Below are 18,711 nucleotides of genomic sequence, written 5' to 3' on the forward strand. Positions count from 1 at the left end.
TTCCAAGTAGAAATAACTCCACAAGTCTATAAAAGGAAGATGACAGCTTTTGTAGAACTATAGATACATTCATTGAAAAAGCAAGGAGGAGTTACTTTATGAAATTACTGCTCACATCGGGAGGCGTAAATAACAAAAGCATACATGACGCGTTGGTTGATATGCTGGACAAGCCGATTGCTGACTGCAACGCGCTGTGTATACCTACCGCAATGTACGGACATCCATGGGTCGGGCCAGGCGTGAAAGCCTGGGAATTCATCAGTGGGAAAGAAGCAAATCCTATGGTTAATCTAGGTTGGAAGTCAGTTGGTGTGCTTGAGTTAACAGCGCTGCCAAGCATTGATAAAGAACGCTGGGTGCCACTCGTACAGGAGGCGGACGTCTTATTAGTTTCAGGCGGGGATGCTCTCTACCTATACCATTGGATGCAACAATCAGGACTGGCAGAGCTTTTACCGTCGCTTCGCGCAGTGTATGTGGGATTGAGTGCAGGAAGCATGGTGATGGCACCTAAAATTGGAGAATTCTTTATTGGCTGGACGCCACCGGGCGGTGAAGATCAAGCACTTGGCTTTGTCGATTTTTCAATATTCCCACATGTTGATCATGAGATGCTGCCGGGAAACACTATGACAGCTGCAGAGCGGTGGGCCGCTGACATGCAGGGGCCAGCGTATGCCATTAATGATGATACCGCCATCAAAGTGATCGATGGAGAGGTCGAAGTGATCTCCGAAGGACATTGGAAGCTGTTTACGCATTAATCCTGCGTTATTATAAAAGAAGTTTGCATATAGTTCCTAAGTCATATAGCTCATCAACGAAATATGCAAGAACTAGATTAGAAATTTAAAGAATTTTAAGAAGGAGAAAGCAGAGTAGAATCCATCTTTCTTCTTTTTTGTGGATTAAGATAAGTAAAAGATTCTTTTATAAACACGTAGAATACAGAATTTACTTAGTAGATTTCACCTATACACGAGTAAGTAAAATAGCTATTAAATATATTTTTGTAAAATTAAGATAATTCTTATTGTTCATTCGTAACCTTTTCTACTCCTATATAATGAATAGTAGCCAATTAATGGGAGGGATTATGTTAATGATGAAAAAAGTTATTGGACCTGTAATGCTGTCGTCAGCTCTATTGTTAAGCTCTATTCCAGTTAATGTATTAGCTCAACCTGTGGATTCGAGTGAGATTAGAGGTGTACAGGCAGCTAAAGAATGGAATGAAAAAGCTAGTGTGTCTTTTTTTGTGAAAGAACGATCTGCAGAAAAATTTTCTTCAAGCACCGCAGCTAATGCTTTAAGCTATTTAAAGAAAAATCAAGATAAAACGGGTATTAAAAGTCCGGAGAAAAACTTAAAAGCCAAAGGTGTAGAACGTGATGAACTTGGAATGACTCATGTTCGGTTTACACAATCAGTCAACGGCGTTCCTGTAGAAGGTTCTGAAGTAATTGCCCATTTTAATAAAAATCATGAGATCGTTTCTGTGAATGGAAGAACGAATCAAATGATTGTCGATCAACTCGTAGATACACAAGCTGCCATCAGTAAACAAGATGCCCTTCGAGCTGCCTTATCGTCGGTTAATGCCCCTCAAGAGCTAACGTATGAACCAACATCAGAGCTAGTTATCTATCCTTTTGAAAAGAAAAATTATACCGCTTATAAAATCAACGTTAACTTCATGGGTGAAGAACCTGGGAACTGGTTTGTATTTGTAGATGCTAAGACAGGAAAAGTCATCGATCAGTATAATGGACTCATGCATGCTGAGGAACATAAGACACAAACAGGATCTGGACTTGGCGTTCATGGTGAACATAGAAAACTACATATTACCCGAGTGAAGGAGCCGAAATCTGGAACAAGGTTTGCTTTAGCGGATTACTCTCATGAGAATCTTGAAGGAATCTTTACGTATGATGCTACAAGTGATTGGGACTCTAGTAATGACAAGATTTATACGGGGAAATTTGCATCCTTTAAGAGTGACTATGATCGAGCGGCCGTTGATGCACATTATAATTCTGAAAAGGTTTATGAGTATTATTTGAATGAGCATGGACGGAATTCTTTGGATGGAGAGGGCATGGCGATTAATTCATATGTACACATGGGAGTCGATTACAATAATGCATTCTGGAATGGAAGCTATATGGCTTATGGAGATGGTGACGGTGAATTTTTCATTCCATTATCCGCAGGGCTTGATGTTGCGGCCCATGAAATGACACATGGGGTGATTACGCATACAGCGAATCTAGCTTACCGTAATCAATCAGGAGCACTTAATGAATCATTCGCTGACGTTTTTGGTGCACTCGTTGATGATAGTGATTGGGAGATGGGTGAGGACATCATGGCACCAGCAGCAAAAGCAGATGGTGTAACAAGATTGCGTAGCTTAAGCGACCCGAACAGTGTTGTGGTCAGCAACCCGCAAAGAGCAGCATACGGCAGTGGCGTCTATCCAGCTCATATGGATGAATATTATAACATGCCGCTTTCAGTAGATAATGGTGGTGTACATGTGAACTCTTCTATTACGAATCATGCTGCGTATCTTATTGGTCAGGAACTTGGCAGAGAAAAATTGGGTAAAATTTATTACCGTGCTCTATCGGTCTACTTAACATCAAATTCTAATTTTAGCGAAGCTCGTCAAGCGATCGTACAAGCTGCAACAGATCTTTATGGATCAGGAAGTTCGGAAGTAACAGCAGTAAACGAAGGCTTTGATGCGGTTGGTATTTATTGATATACCGTGAATTTAAGTAATTGGAAATAAACCCTCAGGAATTTTATCCTGGGGGTTTATTCAAGTAAAGAGAACGCGTCTGATATTATCTAAATATTCAAATGATTACAACTTTTATAAATACATTGTATTAAGCCGGAATACTCACTATAATACTATTTAATAGAAAGACAATTGTCTTTTCCAGGCGGATTATAACGTAATGCTTCATTTGTCCCTTGGTTTAAGGCGTATCTTGCTACAGGTTTATTCAGATAAACAGCTTTACAATTCTAACTAGATTGGTGATGACATCTATGAAACGTATACTGAAAAAGTGGAATCAGTTAAGTCTTGTTAAACAGATCTTTATCGGATTAATTGTAGGTATTATCTTAGCTTTAGCGATTCCGCAAGCAGCAAAACCTGTTGTTATTTTTGGAACTTTATTTGTAGGTGCACTAAAAGCAATCGCACCTGTTTTGGTATTATTCTTGGTTATGTCGGCGATCGCTCAACATAAGGCGGGCCATCAGACGAACATGAAATCAATTATTGGCCTCTATCTTTTAGGTACATTCTTAGCAGGATTGGTAGCAGTTGTTGCTAGCTTTATTTTCCCAGTTGGCCTTACTCTTGGAGAGGGAGCAGAAGGTGTGACCCCTCCTGGTGGTGTTGTCGAAGTACTCAAAACGTTGCTGATGAATGTTGTTGATAATCCATTCAACGCTCTGGTTAACGCGAACTATATCGGTATCTTGGCTTGGGCAGTGCTATTAGGACTTGCCTTAAGAAGTGCACAGGAAACAACAAAAACGATGATCTCAAACGTTTCAGACGCAGTAGCTAAACTTGTGACATGGGTCATTAAGTTTGCGCCGCTAGGAATCATGGGACTAGTTGTTGAATCGATTACATCAAACGGTATTGAATCATTATTGGGATATGGTAAGTTGCTAGGACTTTTAATTGGTTGTATGGTATTTGTTGCTTTGGTTGTGAATCCACTTATTGTTTTCGCAGCAATTAGACAAAATCCTTATCCGCTTGTTTTCAAATGCTTGAAAGAAAGCGGAATAACAGCATTCTTTACACGTAGCTCCGCTTCTAATATTCCTGTTAACATGAAGTTATGTGAGAAGCTTGGTTTGGACAAGGATAACTACTCTGTGTCCATCCCATTAGGAGCGACGATCAACATGGCAGGTGCTGCGGTTACGATTTCTGTTTTAACACTTGCGGCGGTTCATACACTAAATATTCAGGTTGATCTAGGAACTGCTATTCTTCTAAGTGTTCTATCCGCTGTATGTGCGTGCGGCGCTTCGGGAGTTGCTGGTGGATCGTTATTATTGATTCCTCTAGCGTGTAGTCTGTTCGGTATCCCAGGTGATGTGGCTATGCAAGTAGTTGGGGTCGGCTTTATCATCGGTGTTTTACAAGATTCTTTCGAAACAGCACTAAATTCTTCAACAGACGTACTCTTTACAGCAGCAGCTGAGTACAAAGAGTGGCGTAAAGATGGAAAAGAAATTAACATTCAAAAAGCAGCATAATAGATGGCACCTGAGACGTTGTTTAGCGTTGAGGGTGCTTTTTTGTTGCCGTATTTTCTCGTTTAAAGGAATTACGATCATGTGTATGGAATGACATAAGTGGCTTTATTATAAAAAATCAGGAGGTTACCAATGGGCAGATTAGTGCATTTTGAAATTCATGTGGATGATATGGAGCGGGCAATGAAGTTTTACGGTGAGGTGTTTGGCTGGTCATTTCAAGACTGGAGTGAATATGCCGGTATGCCTTATTACGGTGCAGTGACTGGGGACGACAAAGTGATGGGAATCAATGGGGCACTCATGCAACGTCAAAGCCCTCCGCCTGAACCGAATCAAGCATTAAACGGATATGCTTGTACGATGGGTGTTGAAAGCTATGATGAATCAGAAGCGAAGATATTGGAGCAAGGCGGAAAAGTGGCGATGCCGAAGTACGCACTGCCAGGTATGGCTTGGCAAGGATACTACATAGATACAGAAGGCAATATCTTCGGCATTCATCAGCCTGATGAGAACGCGAAATAAATATTATAATTTTAGTATATTAAGTATGGCAATCTATCCTCTATAGATAGGTTGTCTTTTTATTTTTTTAAAATATCAAAATAATTAAAAATTTACCATTAAATAGTATTTAATGGTAATATATTGCTAGTAAATAATTGGGGGATAGCAATATGAAAGCTTCAGATAAAAAGCAAATAATAAAGTATATAGAAAAAAATCAAGGTGTATTAAAAGGAAGGGTTATTGAAGAATTCTCATACTTAGGGGTTAGCCTTGTAGAATCTTTTATCCATAATTCTAAGGAAATTATTAAAAAGGAACACAAAGAAGGTACAAAACTATATATCAAGAAGAGAGGATGCTTAGGCTGTCTTGCAATTTTAGCTATAATTTTTGTTATTGGTTCATGCGTCGCAACTGGTAATGACGAAGAAAAAGAAGTTGTTACTCCTATAACAGAGGAAAAAGATGAGAAAGAAAAAGCTGAAGAAGATAATAGAAAAGCAGAGGAACAGGCAGCTAAAGAAAAGCAGGAACAAGCCAAAAAAGAACAAGAAGAGCAGGAAAGAAGAGAAAAGCAAGAAGAAGATAAACGAGAAAGAGAAGCTTTGGCTAAAAAAGAACAAGAAGAACGGGAAAGACTTGAGCAAGAAACTAAAAAGGAAGAAGAAAAAGAGGCAGCCTCAGTTAATTATTCTATTGATAAGGATTGCAGTGACTTTTCACGTGAAGGAGAAGCAACCCAATTTATGAATGCATCAGTTGCAGCTGGCTATGGTGATCATCGACTAGACCGTGATGGCGATGGCAAAGCATGTGATGATTAATTAACAATAAAATGACTAAAATGGACACCCTCAATCTTCTAGAGGGTGTTTTTCAATTTTAAAAAACCATTAACTAACTAAAGAGAGATTGTAAATCAATAAATATACCTCTTAATTAAAAAAGTACAGACGATGTTAAGAAAGTGCTAATGATAGCGCTTTCAAAACTTCTTTTTTCGTAGCTATAATTACCTTGTAAGTACTTTTTAAAGGGGGAACTAATGATGAAGAAAAGTAAATTTCTATCTCTGATGCTGGCTGTTGTCATGCTTATGCTTGTTGCAGCTGGTTGCAGTGACAGCAATAGCGAGGTAAGCGTGGGGATCGTCTTACCTACGAAAGATGAGCCTAGATGGGTGCAGGACGAGCAAAGATTTAAGGATGCTTTAAAAGGAACGGATTATACGACTGAGATCCTATTCAGCCAAGGATCTTCTGCGAAGGAAAAAGAAAACGTTGAAACATTGATCAACAAAGGAATCGATGTTCTCATCATCTGTCCGCAAGATGGCGATGCAGCAGCTGCAGCAGTAGAAGCAGCGAAAAAGGATGACATCACGGTTATCGCGTATGACCGTTTGATCACGAATACAGACGCAGTTGATTATTACGTAACGTTTGACAGCTTAGCAGTTGGTGCTGCGCAAGGTCAATACTTGATCGATAACGCTAAAGGGTCGAACACACCGCTTTACCTATATGCTGGAGCGGCTTCTGATAATAACGCATTTTTATTCTTTGAAGGAGCTTGGAAAGTTCTTCAACCTAAGATTGCTGACGGTACATTTAAGATCGCTAACTCTAGTGAAGCTGAAGCTTTAAAAGACAAAGCTGAACTTTCTCGCGATGAGCTGAGCAAGATTATCGGCCAAGTTACAACGAACTGGGATGCAAACGAAGCGAAGAACAAAGCGCAAACACATTTGACGGCTGCTAAGGCAGACTTAAAAGGTGATGTTGCGATTCTAGCTCCAAACGATGGAACAGCTCGTTCGATCGCAGATGTATTTGGATCAGACAGCGCGGTTTCTAGCTACCTCGTAACAGGTCAGGATGCAGAGAAAGCTTCCATTCAATATGTCATTGATGGCAAGCAATCGATGACTGTATTTAAGGATGTTCGTACACTTGTTAAGGATGCAATGGGAATGGCGATTGAGATCCTTGATGAGAAGAAGCCAGAAACAACAGGTTCCTATGACAATGGAAACGTTGAAGTAAAAGCAAAACAAACGAACGTAATCGTTGTGAACAAAGACAACGTGAAGAAAGAACTTATTGATTCTGATTATTATAAAGCCGACGATTTTACAGGGCTTGAATAAGAAAATAGCAGGACGAGAAATAGTGATAGATTCTACGTCTATCACTATTTTTCACAATGAAGTCAGTGGAGTGGCTAATTGGAGGGATCAGTATGAGCGGATATATTTTGGAGATGAACGAGATCTCCAAATCGTTTACCGGAGTGAAAGCGCTCAGCAATGTAAATTTTAAAGTAAGAAAAGGTGAGATACACTGCTTGATCGGAGAGAACGGAGCAGGGAAATCGACGCTTATGAAAGTGCTCAGTGGTGTCTATCCTTATGGAACGTATGAAGGAGACATCGTGTTTGAAGGAAGTGTTCAGCAGTTCAATAAGATCAGTGACAGTGTTCAAACCGGTATCGTTATCATCTATCAGGAGCTAGCTTTGTTTCCGGATCTCACGGTTTATGAAAATATTTTTGTCGGTAACGAGGTCAAACGTGGAAATTTAGTGGATTGGAACCAGACGATTGTCGAAGCAAAGAAAATGCTAAAGCGAGTGGGGCTCGAAGTGAATCCTGAAACACTCGTGAAGGATTTAAGTGTAGGAAAACAGCAGTTGGTTGAAATTGCTAAAGCGTTAAGTAAGGACGTTAAGCTGCTTATTTTAGATGAACCGACCGCCGCACTGAATGAAGATGACAGTGAGAATTTGTTAAAACTTCTAGGTGAGCTGAAGAAACAGGGCATCACGAGTATTATGATCTCCCACAAACTAAAGGAAGTCATCTCCATTGCCGACCAAGCGACGGTGCTGCGTGATGGGAAAACAATCTGTACGCTCGATGGTTACAACGGTGAAATCTCCGAAAACATGATCATCAAAAATATGGTCGGACGGGATATTGATGATATTTACCCGAAAAGACCCCATAAGAAGATCGGTGAAACGATACTAGAACTGAACAACTGGTCTGCTTATAGTACCGAGCTTGCTAGATATGTCTTGAAGGATATCGATTTTCATGTAAAAAAAGGAGAAATCGTTGGGATCGCCGGACTTATGGGCTCTGGACGAACCGAGCTTGCACTGAGTGTATTTGGCAATCCGAAAAATTATAAACTAGAAGGTCAGCTTAAAGTCTCAGGAGTCGAAAAAACGTTCAAACATACGAGTGACGCGATTAAGTCAGGCATCGCATATGTCACAGAAGACCGAAAAGGTGATGGGCTGTTCCTCATTCAAGATATTAAGAACAACATAACGGCTGCAAATCTTAACGAAGTCGCTCATAAGGGCATCATCAACGAGAATGAGGAGGTAAAAAGAGCAACAGAATACAAGCGCTCGATGTATATTAAAGCTTCCTCTCTAGAGCAAACGGTCGGTAACTTGAGTGGAGGAAACCAGCAGAAGGTATCGCTCGGAAAGTGGCTGTTCGTTGGGCCAAAGCTATTAATTTTGGATGAACCAACACGCGGTATTGATGTTGGTGCCAAGTTTGAGATCTATACGATTATGAACAAATTAATCAGCGAGGGCATGAGTATTATCATGATTTCTTCTGAACTTGGTGAAGTACTCGGGATGAGTGATCGTGTTTACGTTATGGCTGAAGGAAGAATGAAAGGTGAGCTGCCGATTGAAGAAGCCAATCAAGAAAACATCATGCAGCTTGCAACGCAATAGGGGGTTAACACAATGGAATTTATCAATGAAGCAAGAACGTTAGTGAAAGAGAATATCCGTGATTATGGGATGTATATCGCGTTGTTTGTGATTATGCTTACCTTCTCCATCATGACGGATGGGCTGTTCATGTCATCTCGTAATATTAGTAATCTGTTAGATTCTACTGGTTATATCGCTGTACTAGCAGTCGGCATGACACTCGTCATCGTTATTCGTCATATCGATCTATCTGTAGGGTTCGCAGCAGGATTTCTTGGTGCGATCGCGGCCATCCTTTTAACAAAGATGGGATTGCCAGTTTATGTGACGATTCCAGTGATCCTTGTGCTTGGAATTGTTATTGGTCTGTTTAACGGTTTGTTAATCGCAAAATACGCGATCCCTTCGTTCGTAGCTACGCTTGCGGGGATGTTGATCTTCCGCGGTGCGCTATTACAAGTAACGGAGAAAACAGGAACGATTATTATTAAAGACGATGCGTTCAACGCGATCGGAAACGGATTTATTCCATCCCTTATGATCGTAAACGGTCTGCATCTTTTATCTCTTATTCTAGGTCTACTATCTATCTTATTTTATATTTATAGCGAGATCTCTACGCGCCGCAACAAGATTAAATATCAGTTCGATGTTGTATCCAAAGGGATCTTTACGTTTAAACTCATTTTTGTTTCAGCGATCATCGCCTATGTAACTTGGATTCTAGCAGGTTATAACGGTTTTTCTTGGACGGTTGTCATTATGCTTCTTGTCGTTGTAGCGTATCATTTCTTAACGACAAAAACGGTACTTGGCCGTCACATTTACGCGGTAGGAAGTAACCCAGAAGCTGCACATCTCAGCGGAATCAATGTAAATAAGATTACGTACATGGTGTTTGGATCAATGGGGATGCTTGCTGCACTATCAGGAATTCTTTTTACTTCACGTCTTCAATCGGCTACGACAACAGCAGGAACGCTATTCGAGCTTGATGCCATCGCAGCTGCTTATGTGGGCGGTGTTTCTTCAGCGGGTGGTGTTGGAAAAGTAACGGGTGCTATCATCGGTGCCATTGTTATGGCTTCTTTATCAAGCGGGATGAACCTTCTTGGTGTTGGGGTTTCCATGCAGTACATGATTAGAGGTGGCGTGTTGGTCGCAGCAGTATTGTTTGATGTGATAACGCGTAAAAAGAGAGGATAACCGAATTCGCAGTTTTGTTAAAAGTGGAGACATCGTTTTAAAAGATGTCTTCACTTTTTTTACTCATAGATACCTCGCAATATACCTTTAATTGGTAAATCGGTAAGCGTTCGTATCAAGTTTCTTATGATAAAATAAGAGTAGTAAATTATCGGAAAAAAAGGGGATACTTCACTTGCGTAAAGCTGGCTTAATTCTTTTGGTTTTTATATGTATCTTCCTAAGTTATTTCACATTTATAACCGCACAAAAAGCGTTTCAAACGGACTGGAAACTGCCCGCAGCTTCTACTCAGAAAGAAGATGCTTTTCGTATTGTTCTTATCACACAAGAATTGGATACTCCTTTTTGGGATAAGGTTGGAAAAGGTGCGGAACAACAGGCTCAAAAAAGTGGAGCGAGCCTTGAAGTATGGGGAAGCTACGCCAAGAACCAAGATGATTTTTTGAAGAAGCTCGAGGTTGCTATTCAGTCAAAAGTAGATGGCATCATCGTTCAAGGACTTGATACAGATCGATTTAAAGAATTGACGAAAGTAAAAGCCGCCTTTTATGGCATTCCTATCGTTACGGTTGGAAATGACGTACCTAAAGCAGAAAGTCTTCGGAAAACTTATGTTGGGTCAAATCAGTACTTAGCAGGAATGATGATCGCCAAACTCATGTTGTCTGACATGGGACAAGAAGGGCAAGTGATTTTATTAAGTGATAGTCAAAAAGAATACTATCAGGAAGAGCGGCTTTCAGGCATTAAAGAGGTGCTTCGAAGCTTTCCGAACATAAAGACGATTTATGCAGAAACACCTGATACGAGAGAGCAAGTTATTGCAAAAACAAGAGACCTTTTGAATCTGTATCCCGATGCTGATGGATTTATTGCCGTGAACGCCAATACCGCAGGAGCTATGATTCAGGAGATTGGCAGACGTGGACAGGTAGAGCCTTATTTTATTTATTCTTTTGATGATGGATCAGAATCGATGACCTTGCTTAACCAAAAAAAGTTGGATGGTGTGATTGAGCAGTCACCTGAGATGATGGGAAGAAAAAGCGTAGATGTCTTGATGCAATGGCTGAAGAACGAAACCGTTCCTCTTGATGCGGATGGTTATTCCAGTGAAATTCGAATGATAAAGGCGATGGACGAGAGATGAACAGAATACAGAAAAAAATATGGATGCTTGCATCAGTCGTTCTGATTATCATGGCCATTATTTGGATAGCGCTTACATTCTATAATCAGAAAACGCAAAATCAATACAATGACATCTTACAACGTTATTTAAGCATGAATGAAGTGACGAGCACGAGTCAAAAAGTGGTTACAGACCTTAATAACTACTTGCTTGAACCATCAGAGAACCATTTGGATAACCTTGATAAAAGCAAAGATAAACTTAATATGGCAAAATTGGAAATCGGAAAACTAAGAAACTCAGAAAATGAATTTGCACTCATGAATTATATGAATCTTATTGATAGTTTGATCGAAACAACAGATCGTTCTCTGATGTTCTATGCGGAATCTGACACCGAGACATCAAACAAAGAATTTACAGAAGCCACGCGTCTTTCCAAATATATATCAGAAATGACGCTTACATTGATCGACACAGAGCTGAAGACTTACGACGTTTTTTATCGAGGCATTATCGATCAGTCTGCTGAATTTAAGAAACTAGGAATCTGGCTGATGCTTCTGATCACACTGCTGTTACTCGTGATTACGTATTGGTTTAGTTTAAGTATCACAAGACCGGTGCAGCAGTTAACACGTGCAGCGAACGAGCTGTCTGCAGGAAAGTTTGACAAAGAGATCAAAGTTGATTCAAATGATGAGATCTCATTTCTTGCTCAAACCTTTAATCGAATGCGCATCAATATCAATAATTTGTTTCAGGAGATACAGCAGAAGGCGCAGCTGGAGCATGAACTGCAGCAAAGCAAGCTTCTGTTGCAAGAGAGTCAGCTTAAGAATCTGCAAAGCCAGATCAACCCGCACTTTTTATTTAATACGCTAAATACCCTATCAAAAAAGGCTTATTTGGAAGGATCAGAAGAAACGAGTGATCTACTTGTAAGTGTGGCTGGTCTTTTAAGGTACAACTTAAAGTGGTTAGACAAATCCGTTACGCTTCAAGATGAAGTGATGGTGATCCAGCAATATATGAACATTCAAAAAGCAAGGTTTACTGATCGGCTGACGTTGCACCTCGAAATTGATCAGTCCTGTTTAGATGTTCAGATTCCTGGCTTAACTCTGCAACCGATTATTGAGAACGCCGTGATCTATGCGGTTGAGCCAAGAGAAGATGGCGGACAGATCTGGCTTCGAATTAAAGATGACGATAACATGGTGAGAATCGAAGTGGAAGACGACGGACCTGGAATACCTGAGAATATCAGGTTACAGATCTTAGACGGAGAACTGGTTGAGACAAACAGTGCTTCAACAGGTATCGGGTTTACGAATGTTGTGAAGCGACTTCGACTTTTTTATGGTCTTGAAAACGTGATGGATATTCAAAGTGATATCGGTGTGGGTACGACGGTGGTAATAAGAATTCCTAAGACGAGGGGGATTGAACAGCATGCTCAAACTCTTGATCGTTGATGACGAGCAGATTGAACGAGAAGGGCTGCAAGTTATTTTGCAGAAGGCATTTCCTAATCTTGAGATTCATCAAGCGAGAAATGGAAAGATAGCTGTACAAGTTGCGGCGGAAGTAAAGCCTGACTTAGTAATGATGGATATTCAGATGCCAGGAATGAACGGACTAGAAGCGATTCAGCAGATTACATCCATGAATCCTTTTATTAAGTTTGTGATGATTACGGCTTTTGATATGTTTGATTATGCTCGTCAGGCGATCAAATTAGGAGTGAAGGATTATTTACTAAAGCCTAGCAGAGTGAGTGAGATTGAGGAGACGGTCGGGAAAGTCTTAATGGAGATTGCAGAAGAGCGCAGATCTCTCAAGGTTTTGGAAAGTACGTTACCACTCGTGGAAACAGATGTTGTCACGCAGCTGTTGTTCGATCATGTACATGATGTCCATTTGGATATGCTCGTTGATATGCTCGATATCTCTTCTACTCATGAACCATTCGTGATGAGTATTCTACTTCCACAAGGTGAAGAAAACCTTTATTCGTTGATCAAAGAAAAGGTCAGGAAATCGGCGAGTGGGTGGGTTGGTGCCTTGTATGGCCGTCAGCTTCCTATTATCGTCTTTCGTAAACCTGGTTCTTCGTTTCGTTCTCAAGCGATTTCCCTGGCAAAAGATATTCTCTCACTGAGAAAAGCAAGGTCTGATGATGGATGGTTTATAGGGATCGGAAATATGTGTCATTCTTTAGATCAAGTTCGGCAGTCCTATCAAGAATCGCTTATTGCGACGATGGATTCCTCCTTGCCTGTTAAATATCGCTTTTATCATGATGTTCCAGTGCTTGGGAGTACAGAGGACAGACCTCAATCCAAACTGCGAGAAAAACAGTTTTTAGATGAGATCAGGTTAGGGAAATGGGATGAAGTTCTTAAAAATGTAATGAGGCTCATCCAACGTTGCGAGAACGAAGGGACAGATCTGCTCCAAACGCAGCAGCGTGTTCTAGAACTGCTCTGGGTCGCTGCAAGAGTAATGAATGAAATGGGAATGGAGACTGAAACACCTTTCTTTTCTTATCAATCTCAAGACTACCGTCAGCTTCGTTCTGAATCTGAACATCTATTCAAACAGATGCGGATTTCATACGAAGAACATTATGAACAGCTTGAAGCCGATACGATTCATCAGATTAAACAATATATCATAGAACATTCTCATGAAGACATCTCTCTTGAGGCGTTAGGAAGAAAAGTAGGTTTAAGTCCGATCTATATTAGTAAGATGTTTAAAGAAAAACTAGGAATCAACTATATTGATTTTCTGACAGAATGCAGGATCGAAAAGGCGAAGAAACTGATGGCAGATCCAGAAAAAAGCTTAAAAGAAATCACATTTGAGGTCGGTTATCACGAACCTAACTATTTCAGCAAAGTGTTCAAAAAAATGGTTACGCTTTCACCTACAGAATATCGCAGGACTGTTCTAGGTAAAAAAGGATGAAGGTACGTAAAGGAGCATCATTCATGAGAAGATTCTTAAATCGTTTATGCTTCGTTCTGTTATTCATAGCTTTGATATGTGCTTCCGGATGCGACAAAGACAGTACGAGTAATAAGACACTTGGAAAAGCGATTCCTTCTAAAAGTGAAAAGACTGACAGCGGGTCAGTAAAAGAGGAAAAGATTAAGATTGGCTTTTCCATGGATACTTTGTTGGAAGAACGGTGGCTAAAAGATAAAGAGCTCTTCAAAAAAGCCGTAGAGAATCTAGGAGCAGAGGTAGAAATTCTCGCTGCTAACGGTGATGACTCTTTGCAGATTGCACAAGCTGAAACACTCATTCAGAACGAGGTCGACCTTCTTGTCGTTGTTCCCCATAACGCTGAAGCTATGGCGGCGATCGTCAAGAAAGCACACTCAGCAGGCATTAAAGTGATGGCATACGACCGTCTAGTCAAAAATGCTGACCTCGACATGTACGTATCTTTCGACAACGAAAAGGTAGGCGAGCTACAAGCCCGAGCAATAACAAAGCTTGTTCCGAATGGAAAGTACGTGTATATAGGAGGAGCTGAAACGGATAACAATGCTCACTTGTTTAAAAAAGGTGTGTTCCGAGTTCTTCAGCCATTAATTAATAAAGGGGTTATCACGGTCGTATACGATCAATGGTCCAAAGACTGGACGCCTGCTAATGCTTTTAAAAATATGGAATCGGCACTGAAAGCGAACAACAATGAAATTCATGCGGTGATCGCAGCGAATGATGCTACTGCCGGAGGCGTCATACAAGCGCTTGAAGCACAAGGACTCGCAGGAAAGATTCCGGTCTCAGGACAAGATGCGGAGCTTGCTGGCGTGCAGAGGATCGTGCGGGGAACTCAAGTGATGACGGTTTATAAACCGATTCAGGCTTTATCAGAAAAAGCGGCAGAATTGGCAGTGAAGATGGCAAAAGGGGAAACGATAAAAACAGAACGAAAGATAAACAACGGTAAAATAGAGGTTCCTTCTGTATTATTATCTCCGATCGCAGTTGATAAGGGGAATATTGACGAAACAATTATTAAAGACGGATTTCATTCTACAATTGATGTGTATCAGAATCAGCAATAAACCAGTCTCCGTGATCACCATATGACGCGGGGCTCTTTTTTTTTGAAGAAATGATTGTGTCATTTCCGATAGGTGCCCATACCATGGTAGTAAAATTTATCTACCAAGGAGCATGTTATGTATAACCATTACAATTATAGAGTGACTCCGAGTGTTGTTGCATTCGCTAAGGGAGATGTGACCGGTGACCGGGTACCAGATGATGTATATCTAACAGGTACGAAGAGTCAGGACAGCCCATTTATTGAGAACGTTACGCTTTTTGTAAAGAACGGAAGAACAGGGGTTCAGACAAGAGTACCTCTTTCTGACAATGCTGGCTACAACCCGACTTTGTTTTTAGGAGATTTTACAGGCAACGGTGTTTCAGACGTGTTGGTCAGCATCAATTCAGGAGGCAGTGGAGGATTCATGTACCATTATGTGTATTCGTTTATAGGGAATACACCCCAAGAGATGTTTAATTTCAACGCTTACAATGCTGCTTATGAATATGATGTGGTCTATGAGGATAACTACAAAGTTCGAGTTGTAAGTAAGCGTAACAGGAAAACGTATATCATTGATATATCTATGCGAGACAAAGAGTATTTAAATGAAATATATGATGTGAACGGAAAGCTGAAGAAACCCATTACAGGCTTTGTGAATCCATTAAGTGGTCTATATCCAATCGATTTTGATTCCGACGGAGTTTACGAGCTTTCTGCTTATCAAAAGATCGCAGGGTTATATAACGCAGATGCTCTAGGATATGTGGTGAACACGCTAGGATGGATGAATAATCGATTTGTTCTTCAGAATCAATACGTAGCGATTTCTGGAACATAATAAAAGAGATCTTGCCTCTTTAAGGCTAGATCTCTTTTTGCTTATGCGTTCATGCTATAGATGGTCCATGATAAGTAGGTAGCAAACGAACTCCAGAGAAGATAAGGGATGAGCAGCCATCCCGAAACTTTTCTTAAACGACCGGCATATATGACTAAAAGTGAAGTCGTTATCGCAATCAATAGTGCATCAATGCTCGCTGCGAATAAATCTTTTTGTGTAAATTGAAAATAACCGAAAGCTTGGTTGAATACATAGTTGATCGCAAAAAGAATCCAAAAGCCAATGTGTTTAAAACCATATTGATTGTAGATAAGAGTTGCGGATAGAGCAATTAAAAAGAACAAAACGGCCCAAATAATACCGATTGTTTGTCCTGACGGAGTCCATGATGGCTTGTTCAGTGCGTCATACCATTCACGGTCGATCGGAAAGAGAAAACTGGAAACATAGAACAGGGCAAAGATAATGATAAAGACGGCAATACTGGATTTTTTCATGCGTTACCTCCTGGGTTGTAGTGGAAATCGTGCGATCAATTGTCTATATTTCTTAGAAGTATACTGTTCCCTTTTTAAATTATCCTTAAAACCATAAGCGTATTTTTTGCATTTGGAAAGAGAGGGTATTATTATAATAGTTACTTTAAAAAAGAAAGTTATGATTAGGGCTATTTCATAGTAAGTAATGTATGTGGTTGATTTCCGTTCCAGAATGCTCGCTTTCCGGGGGGTGACCCCCAGGAGTCTCGCAATCTTGCACTACAATCAACTTTCATAGAAGTTTTAAGAAATAATGATAAAAACACAAACTATTTGAAAACAGTCCAATAAAAATAAGAGGTGGAAGACAAACATGATGAATAAAAAATATGCACCATTGTTTGAATCTTATCGTTTTAAAAACGGCGTTGAACTTAAGAACCGTGTTGTTATGGCACCGATGACGAACTTTTCTTCAAACGAAGACGGAACTGTAACAGATGAAGAAATTCGCTACTACGAGCGCCGTTCTGAAGCTGTTGGAATGGTTATTACAGCTTGTACGAATGTGACGGCTAACGGCAAAGGATTCCCAGGAGAGTTCGCTGGAGATACGGATGACATGATTCCAAGTCTTCGTCGCTTAGCTTCTGCCATAAAAGCAAAAGGATCAAAAGCGATTCTACAAATTTTCCATGGTGGTCGTGAAGTGCCACCTGAACTTGTTCCAAACGGAGATGTTGTGAGTGCGAGCAATATTCCTTCAGGTGAAGGGAAACCTGTGCCACGCGAACTGACTTCAGAAGAAGTATCATCTATCATTCGTGATTTTGGTGAGGCCACTCGACGAGCGATTGAAGCAGGTTTTGACGGTGTTGAGATCCACGGTGCGAACGGCTATCTGATTCAGCAGTTCTTTTCTCCACACGCCAATCGCCGTGAAGACCAATGGGGCGGCTCGTTAGAAAAACGTATGGCGTTTCCTTTAGCTGTTGTAGATTCAGTGAAAAAAGCAGTGGCTGAATATGCGGATGACTCATTCATCGTAGGCTACCGCTTCTCGCCAGAAGAACCTGAAACACCAGGAATTACGATGGCTGATACGTTAGCACTTGTTGATGCTCTTAGTGCAAAAAAATTAGATTATCTTCACGTTTCGGTAATGGATTTCTGGTCTGAACCTAGACGAGGAGTTGAAGATACACGTTCACGCATTGAGATTATTAACGAAAGAGTAGGCGATCGTGTACCTGTTATGGGAGTAGGTTCCATCTATACAGCAGATGATGCGATCAAAGCTTTAGAAACAGGAGTGCCATTCATTGCTTTAGGACGTGAACTCATTATTGATCCAGACTGGGTACAAAAGATCGAACAAGGCACAGAGTCTGAAATCGTAACGAAACTTGATAAAACGAAACAAGATGAACTAGTAGTACCAGATCCGTTGTGGAACGCAATCTTGAACGCACCAGGATGGTTCCCAGGAGTTTAATAGAAGATAAGAAAAAGCAGGAGCTGATCCTGCTTTTTTTGTTTATGAACACAACAAAGTTTACTTTCAACAAGTGTGGGAAGAGATAGAGTAGACATACGACTAGGAGGCTTATTCAATGAGCAAAACGATATTTATAACAGGCGCAGGAAGTGGATTAGGAAAAGGTGCAGCTATCGGACTCGCTAAAAAAGGACATGCCATTATCGCCACAACTGAAACGACGTCACAAAAAACAGCTCTTTTAGAAGAATCAAAGAATCTTGGTCTTGATATAGAGGTGTTCAAACTTGATATAACAAATGAACGAGATCTAGAACAAGTAGAAAAGTATGACTTTGACATATTTGTAGCAAATGCAGCCATCAATGAAGGTGGCCCATTAGCTGAAGTTCCGATGGATCGCGTTCGTGCTTTATTTGAGGTAAACGTATTCGCCACGTTAAAATCGGTTCAGCTGGCAGCGAAAAAATTTGTCGAGAAGCAAAGCGGAAAAATTATATTCTTGAGTTCTATGGCAGGTATATCAGCGACACCATATGTTGGACCATATACGGCAACAAAGCATGCGATTGAAGGAATTGCTCAAACGATGCAGGCTGAACTTCAAGAGTTTGGTGTGAAAGTCGCAACGATTAATCCAGGCGCTTATGCAACTGGCTTCAATGATCGAAGTGCAGAAGAAAAATACAAATGGTATGATCCTGAAAAGAATTTTACAAGAAAGGAAGATATGAACAAGCAAGAAGAGCAGCTGAAGAATCAATATGATCCAGAAGACATGATTGAGAAAATGATTGAAATCATCCCGGCCGAAGAACATTATTTCCGCACTGTTCATCCACAAGAAGTAGAGGAACAGTTAAAGAAAACGGAAAAAGAACGTTGGGAAATGAAAATTTAAAG

General features: G+C 40.5%; 16 protein-coding genes. 15 read left to right on the top strand and 1 reads right to left on the bottom strand.

Annotated elements, in window-relative coordinates; all coding sequences use genetic code 11:
* Positions 1-98 precede the first annotated feature (98 nt).
* The 13 genes from ACNJYY_RS02330 to ACNJYY_RS02390 all read left to right on the top strand — a co-directional run bounded on the left by ACNJYY_RS02330 (position 99) and on the right by ACNJYY_RS02390 (position 15,828).
* A complete protein-coding gene (locus tag ACNJYY_RS02330; RefSeq protein ID WP_416730398.1) occupies positions 99-767 on the top strand; it encodes a Type 1 glutamine amidotransferase-like domain-containing protein in 669 nt (222 codons plus the stop codon).
* 338 nt (positions 768-1,105) lie between these two features.
* Positions 1,106-2,773, top strand: coding sequence for a M4 family metallopeptidase (locus tag ACNJYY_RS02335; protein WP_416730399.1), 1,668 nt, complete (start codon positions 1,106-1,108; stop codon positions 2,771-2,773).
* A 296-nt stretch (positions 2,774-3,069) separates the two neighbouring features.
* Positions 3,070-4,308, top strand: a complete 1,239-nt coding sequence (gene sstT / locus ACNJYY_RS02340; protein ID WP_416730400.1) for a serine/threonine transporter SstT — start codon at positions 3,070-3,072, stop codon at positions 4,306-4,308.
* Positions 4,309-4,440: 132 nt separating this feature from the next.
* Complete coding sequence (locus tag ACNJYY_RS02345) at positions 4,441-4,836, top strand: VOC family protein (RefSeq protein ID WP_416730401.1); 396 nt, start codon at positions 4,441-4,443, stop codon at positions 4,834-4,836.
* Between the two features lie 152 nt (positions 4,837-4,988).
* Entirely contained in the window at positions 4,989-5,645 is a 657-nt protein-coding gene (locus tag ACNJYY_RS02350) for an excalibur calcium-binding domain-containing protein (RefSeq protein ID WP_416730402.1), read from the top strand.
* Between the two features lie 221 nt (positions 5,646-5,866).
* Positions 5,867-6,970 carry a sugar ABC transporter substrate-binding protein gene (locus ACNJYY_RS02355; protein ID WP_416730403.1) on the top strand — a complete coding sequence of 368 codons (1,104 nt, stop codon included), beginning with the start codon at positions 5,867-5,869 and terminating at the stop codon, positions 6,968-6,970.
* A 92-nt stretch (positions 6,971-7,062) separates the two neighbouring features.
* On the top strand, positions 7,063-8,583 hold the full coding sequence (locus tag ACNJYY_RS02360; protein ID WP_416730404.1) for an ATP-binding cassette domain-containing protein: 1,521 nt from the start codon (positions 7,063-7,065) through the stop codon (positions 8,581-8,583).
* 12 nt (positions 8,584-8,595) lie between these two features.
* The gene (locus ACNJYY_RS02365; protein ID WP_416730405.1) at positions 8,596-9,771 is read left to right on the top strand and encodes a sugar ABC transporter permease; all 1,176 of its coding nucleotides are present in this window, start codon (positions 8,596-8,598) and stop codon (positions 9,769-9,771) included.
* A gap of 175 nt (positions 9,772-9,946) precedes the next feature.
* Positions 9,947-10,924, top strand: coding sequence for a sugar ABC transporter substrate-binding protein (locus ACNJYY_RS02370; RefSeq protein WP_416730406.1), 978 nt, complete (start codon positions 9,947-9,949; stop codon positions 10,922-10,924).
* The gene (locus ACNJYY_RS02375; RefSeq protein WP_416730407.1) at positions 10,921-12,384 is read left to right on the top strand and encodes a sensor histidine kinase; all 1,464 of its coding nucleotides are present in this window, start codon (positions 10,921-10,923) and stop codon (positions 12,382-12,384) included. Before ACNJYY_RS02370 ends, ACNJYY_RS02375 begins: the two co-directional genes overlap by 4 nt.
* Positions 12,362-13,882 carry a response regulator gene (locus tag ACNJYY_RS02380; protein WP_416730408.1) on the top strand — a complete coding sequence of 507 codons (1,521 nt, stop codon included), beginning with the start codon at positions 12,362-12,364 and terminating at the stop codon, positions 13,880-13,882. Before ACNJYY_RS02375 ends, ACNJYY_RS02380 begins: the two co-directional genes overlap by 23 nt.
* Positions 13,879-14,997 carry a D-xylose ABC transporter substrate-binding protein gene (gene xylF, locus ACNJYY_RS02385; RefSeq protein WP_416730409.1) on the top strand — a complete coding sequence of 373 codons (1,119 nt, stop codon included), beginning with the start codon at positions 13,879-13,881 and terminating at the stop codon, positions 14,995-14,997. The genes ACNJYY_RS02380 and xylF overlap by 4 nt, the downstream gene beginning before the upstream one ends.
* A 117-nt stretch (positions 14,998-15,114) precedes the next feature.
* The gene (locus ACNJYY_RS02390) at positions 15,115-15,828 is read left to right on the top strand and encodes a VCBS repeat-containing protein (protein ID WP_416730410.1); all 714 of its coding nucleotides are present in this window, start codon (positions 15,115-15,117) and stop codon (positions 15,826-15,828) included.
* A gap of 41 nt (positions 15,829-15,869) precedes the next feature.
* Here ACNJYY_RS02390 and ACNJYY_RS02395 read toward each other — a convergent pair whose 3' ends face one another.
* On the bottom strand, positions 15,870-16,328 hold the full coding sequence (locus ACNJYY_RS02395; RefSeq protein ID WP_416730411.1) for a TspO/MBR family protein: 459 nt from the start codon (positions 16,326-16,328) through the stop codon (positions 15,870-15,872).
* Positions 16,329-16,683: 355 nt separating this feature from the next.
* Here ACNJYY_RS02395 and ACNJYY_RS02400 point away from each other — a divergent pair, with 355 nt between their 5' ends.
* Both ACNJYY_RS02400 and ACNJYY_RS02405 read left to right on the top strand, forming a co-directional pair.
* Positions 16,684-17,805, top strand: coding sequence for an NADH-dependent flavin oxidoreductase (locus ACNJYY_RS02400; protein WP_416730412.1), 1,122 nt, complete (start codon positions 16,684-16,686; stop codon positions 17,803-17,805).
* Between the two features lie 118 nt (positions 17,806-17,923).
* Positions 17,924-18,709: an SDR family oxidoreductase gene (locus tag ACNJYY_RS02405; protein ID WP_416730413.1), complete on the top strand. Its 786-nt coding sequence runs from the start codon at positions 17,924-17,926 to the stop codon at positions 18,707-18,709.
* The last annotated feature ends 2 nt before the right edge of the window (positions 18,710-18,711 follow it).

It is taken from the genome of Fictibacillus tiangongensis, assembly GCF_048083785.1.
In the GTDB taxonomy this organism is placed as follows: Bacteria; Bacillota; Bacilli; order Bacillales; family Fictibacillaceae; genus Fictibacillus.

Coding starts and splice junctions, on each gene's coding strand:
- ACNJYY_RS02365 (WP_416730405.1), top strand. CDS start 8,596: ATGGAATTTATCAATGAAGCAAGAACGTTAGTGAAAGAGAATATCCGT.
- ACNJYY_RS02345 (WP_416730401.1), top strand. CDS start 4,441: ATGGGCAGATTAGTGCATTTTGAAATTCATGTGGATGATATGGAGCGG.
- ACNJYY_RS02390 (WP_416730410.1), top strand. CDS start 15,115: ATGTATAACCATTACAATTATAGAGTGACTCCGAGTGTTGTTGCATTC.
- ACNJYY_RS02350 (WP_416730402.1), top strand. CDS start 4,989: ATGAAAGCTTCAGATAAAAAGCAAATAATAAAGTATATAGAAAAAAAT.
- xylF (WP_416730409.1), top strand. CDS start 13,879: ATGAAGGTACGTAAAGGAGCATCATTCATGAGAAGATTCTTAAATCGT.
- ACNJYY_RS02375 (WP_416730407.1), top strand. CDS start 10,921: ATGAACAGAATACAGAAAAAAATATGGATGCTTGCATCAGTCGTTCTG.
- ACNJYY_RS02400 (WP_416730412.1), top strand. CDS start 16,684: ATGATGAATAAAAAATATGCACCATTGTTTGAATCTTATCGTTTTAAA.
- ACNJYY_RS02405 (WP_416730413.1), top strand. CDS start 17,924: ATGAGCAAAACGATATTTATAACAGGCGCAGGAAGTGGATTAGGAAAA.
- sstT (WP_416730400.1), top strand. CDS start 3,070: ATGAAACGTATACTGAAAAAGTGGAATCAGTTAAGTCTTGTTAAACAG.
- ACNJYY_RS02330 (WP_416730398.1), top strand. CDS start 99: ATGAAATTACTGCTCACATCGGGAGGCGTAAATAACAAAAGCATACAT.
- ACNJYY_RS02395 (WP_416730411.1), bottom strand. CDS start 16,328: ATGAAAAAATCCAGTATTGCCGTCTTTATCATTATCTTTGCCCTGTTC.
- ACNJYY_RS02355 (WP_416730403.1), top strand. CDS start 5,867: ATGATGAAGAAAAGTAAATTTCTATCTCTGATGCTGGCTGTTGTCATG.
- ACNJYY_RS02335 (WP_416730399.1), top strand. CDS start 1,106: ATGATGAAAAAAGTTATTGGACCTGTAATGCTGTCGTCAGCTCTATTG.
- ACNJYY_RS02360 (WP_416730404.1), top strand. CDS start 7,063: ATGAGCGGATATATTTTGGAGATGAACGAGATCTCCAAATCGTTTACC.
- ACNJYY_RS02380 (WP_416730408.1), top strand. CDS start 12,362: ATGCTCAAACTCTTGATCGTTGATGACGAGCAGATTGAACGAGAAGGG.